Source organism: Mycobacterium sp. 050134 (assembly GCF_036409085.1).
GTDB lineage: Bacteria > Actinomycetota > Actinomycetes > Mycobacteriales > Mycobacteriaceae > Mycobacterium.
The window spans coordinates 115,063-128,841 of record NZ_JAZGLV010000014.1 but is presented as its reverse complement, the minus strand read 5'-3'; the positions used below and the strand labels follow the sequence as shown (position 1 = coordinate 128,841).

The window sequence follows — 13,779 nt, the reverse complement described above, 5'->3', positions numbered from 1 at the left end:
CACGAACGGGGAGTAACGGCGGAAGGGACGTTCTCGTTCTTAAGCGACTTCCCGGACAATTGCACGCGCTGTGCGCTCGGCGATGAGCATGACCGGCGCGTTGGTGTTGCCCGAAATAATGGTGGGCATAGCCGACGCATCGACCACTCGGAGACCGGCGACCCGGTACACGCGACAGTCGGTGTCGAGCACCGCGGCCGCCGAACGTGGCCGCCCGCGGGCGTCGAAAGCTCCCATCGCACAGGTCCCCACCGGATGGAAAATAGTCGTACCGAGTTCACCGGCCGCCTGCTGCAGTTCTTCGTCGCCCACCAGTTGCGGACCAGGAAGCATCTCCTGCGGGCCGTAGCGGGCCAGAGCCGGCGCCGCCATGATCTGACGGGTCATTCGAAGGCCCTTCACAGCGATTTGCCGATCGGCGTCAGTCGACAGGTAATTGCAGAAGATCTTCGGGTAGGTCAGTGGATCTGCACTCGCTATGCGCACGTGGCCGCGCGAGCTAGGTCGCAGATTGCAGACCGAGGGAGTGATAGCGCCGAACGGGTGGAGCGGTTCACCGAACTTCGGCAAAGACAAAGGCTGCACGTGCCACTCCAGATCGGGACTCTCTAGCCCCGGATCGCTTTTGGCGAAAGCCCCCAGCGTGGAAGGCGGCATCGTCATCGGCCCCGACCGAAACAGCAGGTACTGAAGTCCCATGCCCGCGCGGCTAAACCAGTTCCGGTAGAGCGTATTCACCGTCGGGGCACCCTGAATCCGGTAGACCGTTCGAAGCTGTAGGTGGTCCTGCAAATTTTCGCCCACCCCAGGAAGATCGACAGCCATCGGCACTTGATGCTCGGCAAGCAACCGAGCTGGACCAAGCCCCGAGACTTGCATCAGATGCGGCGAGCCTATAGCTCCGGCGCTCAGGATCACCTCCCGGCGGGCTCGGACGTCGACGATCTGGCCACCTTTGAGCAGCCGCAGGCCGATGACGCGGCGCTCGGCCGTTGTCCACGCCCCGCGACGCTGATCCTGGTGAACCTCGTCGTCCATCAGCAGCCGCAAGGCCTGGCTCTGCGTGTAGACGGTTAGATTCGGCCGATGGGAGACGGGATGCAAGAAAGCATCGGCCATCGACCAGCGACGGCCGCGTCTTTGGTTCACGTGAAAGTACGCAGAGCCGGCGTTGTAGCCGCGGTTGAATTCATCGATGGGGAAGATGCCCAACTCGGCCGCTGCGGACTGCCAGGCATCCAGGATCTTCCAGCGCACCCGTGGCCGCTCGATAGGGATCTCGCCACCGACGCCGTGCCACTCGTCGGGTCCGCCGAAGTAATCCTCGAGCTCCTTATAAATTGCCAATGTCTCACCGGGACTGTTCGGGCCGCCCCAACGCCACCGCTCGTCATCCGTGGCCCGAGCCCAACTGTCGTAATCGCTAGCCTGACCGCGCATGTGGATCATGGCGTTGATCGAGGAGCAGCCGCCGATCACGCGGCCGCGGGCGTAGTGAATGCTGCGGCCGGCCAGGCCGGGGTCGGCTTCGGTCGTGAAGCACCAGTCGGTGCGTGGGTTGGCGATTGTGTACAGGTAGCCCACCGGAACCTTGATCCAGAACCAGTCGTCTGTGCCGCCGGCCTCAATCAGGAGTACACGGTGATCAGGGTTGGCGCTGAGCCTGTTGGCGAGCAGGCAGCCCGCGCTGCCTGCCCCCACGATGATGAAGTCGAATTCGGCCACCGGGCTCATCTCGGTATCGGCCCTCCAGGCGTCGGATGCCTGTCTAGTGTGCGCAATCACGATCCCATCTTGCCGGGGACCAGACGACTAGACAGCTCCGCTTACCGGCAATCGGCCGTCATAGTCGATTCCGCTGTATTCGCAGTCACCTGGCGTCAAATTCGGCGGAGATCGCCGCCGGATTCGGCACGCGGAGCCGTCCCGGTGGACAGGCTCTCGGCGCCGGCGCGCGAGGACGCTGTCGACGGAATGGCGTTGTCGACGAGAACGGCGGCGATGGCGGCGGCGGTGGCGAAGGTTTCGGCGTTGAGAACTCGGTTGCGGGCGGAAGCACCGTCCAAGAGCAGCGCCAGTTGTTCGCCGAGCTGCTCGGGGTGGGTGGCGCCGGCCTCGCGCGCGGTTTCGGTGAGGCGCGCGGCAAAAGCCTGCTTGTAGTCGCAGGCGTGCACGCGTGCCGGGTGGCCTGGGTCGTTGATCTCGACGGCTGCCGCGATGAACGGGCACAGCGGCCCGTGGAGGTCGAAGGCGGCCAGGAGCCGTTCGCGCGGTGTCAGGTCGGTGCGGTCGAAGACCTCGGGCAGGATGTCGGGATCGAATCGACGTAGGTGTTCGGCGATCAGCTCGTCCTTGCCGGAGAAGTGCTGGTAAAACGTGCGTTTCGACACTTGGGCCACCGCGCAGAGCTGGTCCAGGCCGGTGGAGTTGATGCCTTGGTCTCGGAACAGTTGTCGCGACGCGCTGAGGATGCGCTCGCGCGCGCCCCGGCCGCGCCGCAGGCCCCGCGGCCCCTTCTCCAACTCCGCCATGCGCCCAGCGTAGCCCAGTTGGGTACCGATCGGTGTGCATAGCTTGCATTCGCCAGCGCGGTCCCGTACGTTAAGCACTCTGATCGGTGTACATAATGCCTAGGCTATTCAAGGAGTGATCGTGGGAAAGCTCGATGGCAAGGTTGCGGTGATCACGGGCGCGACAAGCGGTTTGGCGCTCGCCGGCGCCAAGTTGTTCGTTGACGAGGGAGCTCACGTCTTCATCTCGGGACGGCGAAAGGCGGCACTGGACGAAGCCGTCGAGTCGATCGGCCGGAATGTGACTGGCATGCAGGGCGACTCGGCCAACCTCGACGATCTGGACCGGTTGTTCGACACCGTCAGGCAGGAGAAAGGCTCTGTCGACGTGTTGTGGGCAAGCGCCGGAACAGGGGAGCAGGGCAGGCTCGGCGAGATCACCGAGGAGCACTTCGACGCCGCCTTCTCCCTGAACGCGCGCGGCACGCTGTTCACGGTGCAGAAGGCGCTGTCGCTCCTCAACGACGGCGGCTCGATCTTCATGACGGGGTCGAACGCCTCGCTCAAGGGCTACCCCGAGTGGAGCGTGTACGCGGCGAGTAAGGCCGTGCTGGCCGCCTACGCGCGGGTGTGGGTGTCCGAGTTGAAGGACAGGAAGATCCGGGTCAACGTGCTGACCCCCGGCCAGGTCGCCACGCCGAAGCAGGAGGAGCTGTTCGACGAGGAGACGAAGGCGCAGTTCGAATCCTTGATCCCGCGGGGAAAGATGGGCCGCCCCGAGGAGATCGCTTCGGCCGCACTGTTCCTCGCCTCGGATGACTCGAGCTATATCAACGGCATGGAGCTCGTCGTCGACGGCGGCACGTCGGCGATCTGAGAGGACGAACACCATGACCGCATTGGCCCCGCACCGCGAAACTTTGGAGTCCTTCATCGACTGCATCCACAGCGGCGCGGACGAAGACAGGCTTACCCGTTTGCTCGCTGGCCATATGCGTACTCCACAGCCCGCTCGGAACGTTGACGTTCATTAATCGCCTCGATAGGGTTCAGGCGGTTTCAGGGGTAGGGGATGCCGCTGGAGGGGACAAGTGACTCATGAGGACCCCGAGCTGTCGCGGGTGATCGCCGTCGAGGAACATGCCTGGACCGCCGAGCTCCGTGCGGCACTCCTCGAGTTCGGTGCCGATGAAACCGTTAGCGCGTTCAGTGACGACACCGTCACCAAGCACCGGTTGCTCGATGTCGGCGACGAACGGCTGGCCCGCATGGACGCCGCCGGTGTGGACGTCCAGGTGTTGTCGATCACCAGTCCCGGCACCCAGCCCCTTTCGGCTGCGCAGGCCGTGCCGTTGGCCCGCGACGCCAACGACTTCCTCTTCGAAGCGGTGCGATCTCGGCCCGACCGATTCGCGGCGCTCGCCACTCTGCCCACCCCAGACCCCGACGCCGCCGCCGAGGAATTACGGCGCTGCGTCAACGATCTGGGGTTCGAAGGTGCCATGGCGTTTCCGCGCACCGGACCGACAACCCTCGACCACAGCAGCCTTCAGCCCATATTCGCGGCCGCGGCGGAGCTTGAGGTTCCCCTCTACATCCATCCCGGCATCCCTCCCGCGTCAGTCCGCGAGGCGTGTTACGGCGGCTTCGATCCGGCGACGAATCTGATGCTGGCCACCGGAGGATGGGGCTGGCACGCCGAGGCCGGGCTGGCCGCTTTGCGGCTCATCCTCGCCGGAACCTTCGACCGCCATCCGGGCTTGCAGGTCATCCTCGGCCACTGGGGCGAGATGCTGGTTTCCTTCGCCGACCGAGCCGATGCACTGAGCAAGACCAGCACGCACCTTGACCGACCTGTGCTCGACTACATCACCGGGAACGTCCATGTCACCGCCGGTGGGGTGTTCAGTCACCGCATGCTGAGGCAAACCCTCGATCTCCTGGGTCCTGATCGCTTGATGTTTGCTCAAGACGATCCCTACCAGGGCACGCTCGGTCAGCGCGGCCGGCAGACGCGTTCGGGCGAGGACTACGGACTCGCCCGCGCCTTCATCGAATCCGCGCCACTCAGCACTGCGGACAAGCGCAAATTTGCGCACCTCAATGCCGAACGCCTGCTGCTGATCCATCCCTAACCCCGAGGGCGTAAGGGGGCCAATCTCGTTTGCCTAGAGCGGGTTTGGCGAAGGCGATCGGCCGACCGCGTCGGCGGCGCATCCCCGGCGCTAGGGAACGTTGGTGGTGTTAGGTGCCGCCGTTGCCGCCTCGACCACCGATGCCAGTGCCGATATTCCATACGTTGGCTCCGCCGCCGCCACCCCCACCGATGCCGGCGTTGCCGCCGCTCCCGCCCGGGCCGACGCCGCTCCCGCCGGGGTTGCCCCCGATGCCGCCTGAGCCGCCGCCATAGCTGGCGCTGCTGCCCGGAGCCGTAATCTGGGCAAAACCACCGTCCCCGCCGCTGCCACCGAAACCGTCGATGCCGCCGCCGCCGCCACCACCCCCGCCGCCGGAGCCGAACACCGAGGTGGTGACGGCGCCGCCGCCGGCGGAGCCACCGCTGCCGCCTTGACCGCCGTCGAGGATGCCGCCCCCGGTCCCGCCGGTGCCCCCGGTGATCCCGTTGCCGGTGGCACCGACGCTTGCGGCGCCGCCGCCACCCCCACCACCACCGGGACCGCGGGCGGCGCCTACATGGCTGCCGCCATAGCCGCCGTCGCCGCCTACCCCGTCGGCATCAGCGGTCAAGGAATTCGGATTGATCTCGGCCCCACCGCCGCCGCCTTTGCCGCCGTCACCGCCGTGGCCGTTGGTGCTGTGGCCGCCGGCACCGCCGCCGCCGCCCCCGCCGCCGGCAAGGGTGCCTTGCGTGATGTTGGTGAGCACACCGCCGGCGCCGGCGCCACCGTTGCCACCGTTGCCACCGTCTCCACCGACGCTGTTCCCGCCGTTGCCCCCGTTGCCGCCATTGCCGCCGATATCGCCGCTGGCGGCGAACATGCCGCCGCCACCTCCGTTCCCGCCGTTCCCGCCGTTGCCGTCGGCGCCGGCGACCCCGTCGGCGCCACCCGCGCTGCCACCCAGGCCGGCGTTGCCGCCGTTTCCGCCGTTCCCACCGGCGCCGGCAAGAAGCGGAGAACCGCCGTGACCGCCTTGTCCGCCATCGCCGCCGTCGCCGCCATTGCCGTCGGCGCCCGCGTGGCCGCCGAACCAGCTCGACAGTCCTTGGGGCTGGCCTCCTATCCCGCCCGTTCCGCCGTTGCCGCCTTGGCCGCCGTCAGTACCGTTGCCGGCGAGTACGCCAGAAACCCCGGCGCCGCCGGCGCCGCCTAGCCCACCCACCCCGCCGGTCCCGCCGGCGCCGCCGCTGCCAAAGATGAGCCCGCCATTGCCGCCCACCCCGCCGGTTCCCCCGACGCCCCCGATGCCGCCGCTGTCGTGGGTGGCCGCCGAGCCGGCGGGGCCGGTGACGCCAGCACCACCGGCGCCGCCCCGGCCACCGTTGCCGAAGAACCAGGCGTTGCCACCGTGGCCGCCGGGCTGCCCGGGTGCGCCGGACCCGCCGTCACCACCATCGCCGAACAACAGCCCGCCCGGCCCCCCGGGCTGCCCGGTGCCCGGCGCACCGTTGATGCCCTTGCCGATCAACGGCGTCCCCAACAACAGCTCGGTGGGCGCGTTGATCACCCCGAGCACGGCTTGCGACACGGTTTCCAGCGGCGAGGCGTTGGCGGCCTCGGTGGCCAGATATGCACCCCCCGCCCCGCTCAGGGCCTGGACGAACTGGGCATGAAATGCGGCTGCCTCGGCGCTGATCTGCTGGAAGGCTTGCCCTTGACCAGCAAACAGCGACGCTACTGCCGTCGACACTTCGTCTTCGGCGGCGGCGAGCAGGCGTGTGGTGGGGCCCGCCGCCGCGGCGTTGGCGGAGCTGATGGTCGAACCGATGCTGGCCAGGTCTGCAGCTGCTGCCGCTACATACTCAGGCGCTGCGAGCACGAATGACATCGGAGGATCCCTTCAACTAGCCGTGGTGGTGGGCGGTGCGGGCGGATAGGGGGGCTGCGGTGGGCTGGACTGGGACGCGCGCGGGCGGTGTCGGGGCTACAGTGAGAGCCGCATCATGTCCGGATGTGCGGTGGCCGTGGCCGCGGCCGTCGCCCGGAGCCTCGTGTTTGTAGTGTGCGGCGGCGGGCGGGCGTGGTTGATGGGCAATCAGGCCCATTTTTCGGCACCTGGCACAGACGGCGCCGTGGAGTCTTGTCAGAACGAGGCGGGCATCGGTGGAGGGCTTGCTGGAGCGCTCGGCGGTGTTGGCCGAGCTGGCCGCATTGGCGCGGCGAGCCGCGCGGGGTGCGGGCCGGGTGGTGTTGCTGCGGGGGGAGGCCGGGGTCGGGAAGACCGCGGTGATCACCCGATTCACTGGTGAGCTGGACTGCTCGATGCGGGTGTTGACGGGCTGGTGCGACCCGTTGGCGACACCTCGTCCGTTGGGGCCATTGCTTGACGCGATGGCGGATTTGGGGGACTCGCAATCGGCGGGCCTGGCCGCCGCGGTCGACGCCGGTGACACCGGTGCGTTGTATCGGCGGCTGCTGGCGGTGTTGCGCGACGGGCACAGTTGGGTATGGGTGATCGAGGACGCCCACTGGGCCGACAGCGCCACGCTGGATCTGCTGCGCTTCCTGGCCCGGCGTATCAAGTCCTTGCCGCTGCTGCTGGTCCTGTCCTACCGTGCCGAGGAATTGGACGGACACCACTCGCTGTCGGTTGCACTGGGTGATGTGGCGCGGTGTGCGGCGGTCAGCTTCGTCGGGTTGGAGCCGCTGAGCCGCGACGCGGTCGCGGTGCTGGCCGCCGGCACCGGGCTCAACGCCGACCAGTTGCATCACCTTACCGGCGGCAACGCGTTCTTCGTGACCGAGATCTTTGGCGCGGGCGTCGATGCACTCCAGCGAAACGCGTTGCCACGCAGCGTTTCCGAGGCGGTGTGGGGCCGGCTGGCGCGGCTCTCGGCTGCTGCCCGCGAAACGGTGCAGGCGGTGGCGGTGTGTGGACCACGCGCCGACGCTGGTTTGGTGCACACATTGTGTCCGGCGGCGAGCGTGGGATTGGCCGAATGTTTGCGTGCGGGCGTTTTGGTCGCCCTGCAGGGCGATGCGATCGGGTTTCGTCATGAGTTGGCCCGGCGTGCCACGCTGGAGCGAGTCGACGATTACGAGCGCAGGGTTTTGCATCAACGCGCGCTCGCTGCGCTCAGCGCATCGCCGGTTGACCCGGATATGTTGTCAGCGCTGGCTTTTCACGCCAAGCGGGCCGGTGACACCGATGCTGTGGTCCGTTACGCGCCGCCGGCCGCCGAGCGCGCTTGTGCGCTGGGTGCCAACCGCGAGGCCGCCGAGCTCTACGAGCTCACGCTGCGCTACGCCGATACCGCGTCCGTCGACCAGCGCTCCGCGTGGCTTGAACAGCATGCGTTTGCCAGCTACGCCTGCGGCCTGGCTGAGCAGGCGGTGGCGTCTTGGCGGGAAGCGGCCATGCTGCGCCATGTTCTGGGGGATCGACTGGCCGAAGCCGATGATCTGCGCTGGATGTCTCACGAACTATGGGGGCTGGGCCGCACCAGCGAGGCCGCCGAGGCGGCACTGGCCTCCTTGGCGCTCGTACAGGACGATGGCCCTAGCCCGCAGCTGGCCTGGTCGCTGGTGAATCTGCTCGAGCAAAGCGTGTGGGGTTTCGATCCGGCTGCCGCCGACTACACCGCGCGAGCTTTGGCGGTGGGCGCTCAGCTTGATGATGAGGTGATCGTGGCGCACGCTCGGGGTGTGGCCTCCCTGGTCCGCGTGTTGGGGACCGACACTGGATGGGACGAGCTGGAAGCGGCCTGGCGTGACGCAATGGCTACCGATCCTCGCGGCGAGCACGCCGGCGTCCTCGGAACCTGTGTGTGCGCGTTCGCCGCGACGCACTACGACCTGCAGCGGGCCCAGAGTTGCCTGACTGAAGCACTTGCGCATTGTCGCGACAGCGATCTGTTCACGTTCGAGGCATTGAACCTCGGCGTCGGCGCGCTACTCGGTTTGCATCGCGGTGATTGGGATACCGCGCGCTCGGCTGCGGAGGATGTGTTGACCCGGCCGGGATTGGCCGCGGTGAACCGGACGCTGCCGCTGCTGATCGTTGCTCTCATTGATGCCCGACGTGGGGAGCAATCCGTCGTTTCACTGGAGGACGTCGCCACGGCAACCCCCTTGTCTGATCATCTCCGGCTGTTTCCGGTGTGGGCTGCGCGCGCCGAGATCGCGTGGTTGGCCGGTGACGACGATACGGCACGCACCGAGGCACAGACCGCCCTGCGCGCTTTGGAAGACAGGGCCGATCCGTGGCTGATTGGGCAGCTGCACCGGTGGGCGCGCGTGTCCGGTGCCCCCACGACGCCGACCGCCGCCGAAACGTTGATAACCCCATACGACTTGGAGATCAGCGGACAGTGGCAGGCCGCCTCCGCGGAGTGGACGCGCCGCGGATGCCCGTACGAGGCGGCGATTGCCCAACTCGGCGGCGACATCGCCGCCGCGCAATCAGCGCACGACACGTTCCGCCGGCTGGGTGCACGCGCCGCGGCCCGCCGCGCCCAACAGCGCCTCACCGAGTTGCGTGGCCCCACCCGCCGGACACGCCGCGCCGACATCCGCGCCGACCCCGACGGACTTACCCGTCGCGAAAGAGAAGTGCTGAGTCTGGTCGCCGCTGGTCACAGCAACGATGACATCGCCGCCCAACTCGCCCTCAGTCCCCGAACCGTCGCGCACCACGTCGCTGCGGTCCTGGCCAAACTCGGCGTCGACAACCGCATCCAGGCCGCCGCCCACGCACTCCGACGCGACGCCGAATCACCGCCCCGGCGCGGCGCTTCGCGCTGAGGCGGCGTAAAACAAGGGGTCCCGATCTGGCGAGACGCCAGATGCCGTCGGTGCTCAGTGCCAGGAATATGGGCCTGATTGCCCATCAATAGCGTCCGCGCGCGGCGCAGACTGAACACACGTGCTCAGGGGCGGCTCGCCCGGACGCGTGATCCGCCAGCCGAGGGACCTTCAAGACAGGGGGCCGGCACATTGTCGATGCTCAGTGCTACAGGGGAATTGAGCGCCGTGCTCTCAGATGGTCTTCCGGCTACCGGACTGGCGATGGCCCCAAATGCAGCAAAGAGGATGATCGCCGGCGCCCTGCTGTGGGGCGGCGCGGCAGTCACGATCTTCGGACTGTCAACGGGTGTGGCGCATGCCGACCCATTCTCCCCGCAGCCACACACCTGGTGCCCCGGACAAGGCTTGCCGTTCCGCGGTATTCAATGGGACATGGGTGCGTGCCACACCTGGTACGAGGTTCCGTTCGGCCAAGGCAATGTGCGGATGGTCGACACGCGCGGAAATCCGATCAACAGCTTCGTATTAGCAGACACTCCGGCCCCGGTCTTCATGCCCCCACCGTCACCGCCCCCACCCCCGCCGCATCCTTTCTGCACCCCACGCGGCAACTTGATCATCATTCCGCCGATCTGTGACGAGATCGGGGTGCCCGACTGACCATCCGGAATGCTCCGAATGAGCCGCCGACCTTCGTCGGTGGGGACAAATGATTAGCGCGAGACAGAAGCGGTAAACAATGATGAACGTCAACGGCGAAACAACGATGTCGCGCCAGTTTGTGGCCGCCTCCGCTTCGGTTTCTTCGAAAATGACCGCACTTGTGACCGGAAAACGCACGCTGGCTCTGTTATACGGCGCGGCGCTCGTTGTCGGTGCGGGAGTCGGCGTGGGCGTCGGGGCGCGCGTGGGCGTCGGTATCGGGATCGGTGTGGGCCTTGGCTGCGGGACCGCCACCATCATGCTGGCACCCCTGATTTGGTTGGCCTACGCGTGGTGGCGTTCGCGCCGACAGATCCTCATTGGGGTCACGAGCGACGGCCTCACCGTCAATCAGCGTCCCGGCGAGGTCTTTTCACTGAATGAGGCAAAGCTGGGTCCGTGGGTGACGATGGGCGTGGCCCTGCACCTGCACTGTGGTCGGCACCGGTTCGTTCTCGGCGCACGAGATCGTCGCATCGCCCCCGCGACACGGCTCGACGAGCCTCCCGTGCAGACCGTCGACGCGTGGTTGCCGAACTCAGAGTTCGACGAGCTTATCGGAATCGGCGGCCGCGCAACTGCAGTGGACTTGCGCGAGCCCGGGCCAGGGGGACCCACCCGGTGTCTGCTGTTTCCCAACCCCTATCTGGCCGAACAGGTGCCGTCTTATGCCCTCGGTAAACAACTACGGCTTCAGCGATCACTCTCGCGGCCCAGCCTCGTTCTTGACGTGCACAGCGCTGCGGTTCGGGTGATCGACCCGGACGGCGACGCCCATGGTGCCTCGGCTTCGCCTATGCAGGCGACAGCGGCGCCGGTGACGTTCCAGCCCGACAGTGTCGTCAGCGGCGATGGCAGCTCGCATGACTATCCGAAGATCACCGGCCTGGTCGTGCGCGTCCCCGGTGCGCGGCCACTAACCATCGGATGTCTGGACACCGTTGGGTCGGAATTTCGATTTGCGTGGCTCGACAATGTGTCTACGTCGAACGAACGCCCCGCTTACGTAGTCTCCGCGGCAGATTGGCTGACGCTCGCCCAGACCTTCGGGCTAGGCTCCAACCTGCAAGACAGCGCCTCCAGGAACCGAACCCCTTGAGTCCACGAGGGCGCGAGCTGTGCCTCCAAGGCGACACCGTGACGCAGGTCAGCCCGACGATGTGGCGGCGACTTCCCAGTCCTTGATGGTGGCAAGTGGGCCGAAGGTGTCGGCCGGCACGTCGGGCGCAAGCGTCTGGCCCGCGCGAACGCGGCGCGGCCAGTCCCGGTTGGCCAGAGCGGGTTTGGCGAGAGCGACGACATCGGCGGCGCCGGAGTCGATGATCGCGGCGGCATCCTGGGGGTCATCGAGGTGGCCGTTGGCGATGATCGACAGCCCGCTGTATCGCTTGGCGAGCTTGGCCAAAGAGGATCCCTCGTCGCCGAAAGCCGGCGCAAGCGCGCGATATTCGGTGGTGTGGAGGTAATCGATACCGGTTTCGGCCAGGGCGGTGAAAATGGCGGCCGCATCGTCCTCACCGCCCGCCCACCGGTGATGGTTGTCCGAAACCTTGCCCTGGGAGATGCGGATACCGACGGTGATATCTGCGCCGACAGCGGCCGCCACGTCGGCGCAAACCTCGGTGGCCAGCCGAACGCGGTTGGCGACGCTGCCGCCGTAGCCGTCGGTGCGGGTGTTCATGTAGTCGGTGATGAATGCGTCGATCAGGTAGCCGTTGGCGCCATGGATTTCTACGCCGTCGAACCCGGCGTCGCGTGCCAGCCGGGCCGCGTTGACGAACGCCGCGCGGACCTGGTCGATCTGACCAGCGGTCATTGCTTTGGGCAGCGGGAACGGGCCCGAGCCGCGGTACATGGCCAACTGCTCACCCTTCGGGCGGACGGCGGAGGGGCCCCAGGTGGTGGTCGTGTGGGGATTGCCTTGTGACTGGCTGCCCGCGTGCATCAGTTGGGCGAAGAACTTCGCCCCAGAGGAATGGACCCCGCCGACGACTCGTTCCCATGCCTGGGCCTGAACGTGATTGGCGATGCCGGGCTGGAAGAAATATCCCTGGCTGGTTTGGTCGTCGATGTAAAGACCTTCGGTGATCAACAGTGCAAACCCGCCGTCCGCGAAAACCCGGTAGTAACTGCCGATCCGATCGGTGGGGACACCTTCCGCCGTCGCGCTGACCCGGGTCATCGGTGCGAGGGCGATCCGGTTGGTCAGGTCAACATCACCGATGGTTGCCGATCGAAATAGGGATTCGGACTGCGCGCGCAGCCGGAAAGACATTGAGTCAGCCACCTTCGTCGCCGAGTTGCTTTGCAGCCGATCACCCTTCAGCGTTGCTCATCACGTCTCCGCATGTTCGGCGAGGTAGCGGATGAAGCCGGCCACGTCGTCGGCGACCAGCCGCCCGATGGCCCCGCTCGAGTAAACAGCCAGGCTCACCGTCCCATCCGGCGCCAAGATGAAGCCGGTCGACTGCAGGTAGTGCGGATCGTCGTTGACGTAGGCGCCGACCGCTGCGGCGACCTTGTCGGCGTCCGCGCTGTGGCCGACCGGAAAGAGCAGCCGCCGTTTGGCGACGAGAGCGGCGGAGGTGTCCTCGTCATCGACCGAAAGAGCGACGACCTTGACACCAAGTCCGGTCAGCACGTCGAGTGCACGCGAGAACGCGGCGAGCTGAGCGTTGCAGTAAGGACACCACGCCCCTCGGTAGATCAAGATGACGCCGTAGCAGCCGGCGAGGTCGCCGGGCAGGGAGATCGTGCCGCCTCCGACGGCGGGAATGTCGAGCGCGGGGAACGGCTGGCCATTGTCGAGTCGCGCCATCGTCGTCCTTTCAGAGGGGTTCGACGGTCACTCGTCATCATGGGGCGGAAGAAAGTGGACCGACAATCCCATTTCGAATAATGTCCGGGTGTGGCCTCCAAGCAAGGTCGTAGCGCCGCGCGGCTGACGGCTCGGGGCGCGACGACCAAAGCCCGCATCGTGGCCGCCACGGCATCCCTCGTTCGGCAGCACGGGGTGGCGGGCACGAGCCTGGACGCTGTCATGACCGCCACCGGCACGAGCCGGTCGCAGCTGTACCACTACTTCGACAACAAAGACGCCCTCATCGGCGAGGTGATCAAGACCCAGTTCGGCCGCGTCATCGCCGCGCAGGAACCGTTGCTGCGCGAACTTTCCTCATGGGAGGGATTGCAGCGATGGTGTGAACATCTCGTGGCCATGGTTCGAGAGACCCAGGGTGTTGGCGGCTGCCCATTGGGCTCGCTCGTGAGCGAACTCGCCGACCGATCGGAATCGGCGCGCGAAGAGCTCGCGCGATCCTTCGCCGAGTGGCAGTCCTATCTGTCGAAAGGCTTTGCCGCCATGCGGGACAAGGGCGAGTTGGATGCCGAAGCCGACCTGGACGAGCTTGCCCTGACGATGATGAGTGCGCTGCAGGGCGGACTGCTCATGGCGCAGACCACGCGCAGCTCCCGCCCCCTCGAACTAGCCCTCGACATGGCCCTCGGGCACATCTCCGGGTACCGGCGCGGCCCGGCTCAGGGGCCACCGCGCTGATTGCTGAGGGCCCGCCTGCCCTACCTGGCCCGGATAGCGTCGATGTACAGCGATATGCAGGCGGGTGTCAACATCGTCCTGATGG

General features: G+C 66.9%; 11 protein-coding genes. 6 read left to right on the top strand and 5 right to left on the bottom strand.

Features of this window, described 5'->3' with window-relative positions:
- Window positions 1-39: 39 nt before the first annotated feature.
- Entirely contained in the window at window positions 40-1,734 is a 1,695-nt protein-coding gene (locus tag SKC42_RS18065) for a GMC family oxidoreductase (protein WP_330965641.1), read from the bottom strand.
- A gap of 146 nt (window positions 1,735-1,880) precedes the next feature.
- Entirely contained in the window at window positions 1,881-2,531 is a 651-nt protein-coding gene (locus SKC42_RS18060) for a TetR/AcrR family transcriptional regulator (RefSeq protein WP_330965640.1), read from the bottom strand.
- 121 nt (window positions 2,532-2,652) lie between these two features.
- Between SKC42_RS18060 and SKC42_RS18055 the strand changes: the two genes are divergently transcribed.
- Both SKC42_RS18055 and SKC42_RS18050 read left to right on the top strand, forming a co-directional pair.
- On the top strand, window positions 2,653-3,387 hold the full coding sequence (locus tag SKC42_RS18055; RefSeq protein WP_330965639.1) for an SDR family NAD(P)-dependent oxidoreductase: 735 nt from the start codon (window positions 2,653-2,655) through the stop codon (window positions 3,385-3,387).
- A gap of 214 nt (window positions 3,388-3,601) precedes the next feature.
- Window positions 3,602-4,645, top strand: coding sequence for an amidohydrolase family protein (locus SKC42_RS18050; protein ID WP_330965638.1), 1,044 nt, complete (start codon window positions 3,602-3,604; stop codon window positions 4,643-4,645).
- A gap of 109 nt (window positions 4,646-4,754) precedes the next feature.
- Here SKC42_RS18050 and SKC42_RS18045 read toward each other — a convergent pair whose 3' ends face one another.
- Window positions 4,755-6,518, bottom strand: coding sequence for a PE family protein (locus SKC42_RS18045; protein WP_330965637.1), 1,764 nt, complete (start codon window positions 6,516-6,518; stop codon window positions 4,755-4,757).
- A gap of 275 nt (window positions 6,519-6,793) precedes the next feature.
- Between SKC42_RS18045 and SKC42_RS18040 the strand changes: the two genes are divergently transcribed.
- From SKC42_RS18040 to SKC42_RS18030, 3 genes are all read left to right on the top strand, one after another.
- On the top strand, window positions 6,794-9,433 hold the full coding sequence (locus tag SKC42_RS18040; RefSeq protein WP_330965636.1) for an ATP-binding protein: 2,640 nt from the start codon (window positions 6,794-6,796) through the stop codon (window positions 9,431-9,433).
- Between the two features lie 288 nt (window positions 9,434-9,721).
- Window positions 9,722-10,096 carry a hypothetical protein gene (locus SKC42_RS18035; RefSeq protein ID WP_330965635.1) on the top strand — a complete coding sequence of 125 codons (375 nt, stop codon included), beginning with the start codon at window positions 9,722-9,724 and terminating at the stop codon, window positions 10,094-10,096.
- A gap of 79 nt (window positions 10,097-10,175) precedes the next feature.
- Window positions 10,176-11,237: a hypothetical protein gene (locus tag SKC42_RS18030; RefSeq protein WP_330965634.1), complete on the top strand. Its 1,062-nt coding sequence runs from the start codon at window positions 10,176-10,178 to the stop codon at window positions 11,235-11,237.
- A 48-nt stretch (window positions 11,238-11,285) separates the two neighbouring features.
- On the opposite strand, the gene SKC42_RS18025 is transcribed toward SKC42_RS18030, so the two are convergent.
- Both SKC42_RS18025 and SKC42_RS18020 read right to left on the bottom strand, forming a co-directional pair.
- Complete coding sequence (locus SKC42_RS18025) at window positions 11,286-12,413, bottom strand: NADH:flavin oxidoreductase (RefSeq protein WP_330965633.1); 1,128 nt, start codon at window positions 12,411-12,413, stop codon at window positions 11,286-11,288.
- Window positions 12,414-12,473: 60 nt separating this feature from the next.
- Window positions 12,474-12,956 carry a peroxiredoxin family protein gene (locus tag SKC42_RS18020; protein WP_330965632.1) on the bottom strand — a complete coding sequence of 161 codons (483 nt, stop codon included), beginning with the start codon at window positions 12,954-12,956 and terminating at the stop codon, window positions 12,474-12,476.
- A 90-nt stretch (window positions 12,957-13,046) separates the two neighbouring features.
- On the opposite strand from SKC42_RS18020, the gene SKC42_RS18015 reads away from it, so the two are divergent.
- Window positions 13,047-13,694 carry a TetR/AcrR family transcriptional regulator gene (locus SKC42_RS18015; protein WP_330965631.1) on the top strand — a complete coding sequence of 216 codons (648 nt, stop codon included), beginning with the start codon at window positions 13,047-13,049 and terminating at the stop codon, window positions 13,692-13,694.
- Window positions 13,695-13,779 lie beyond the last annotated feature (85 nt).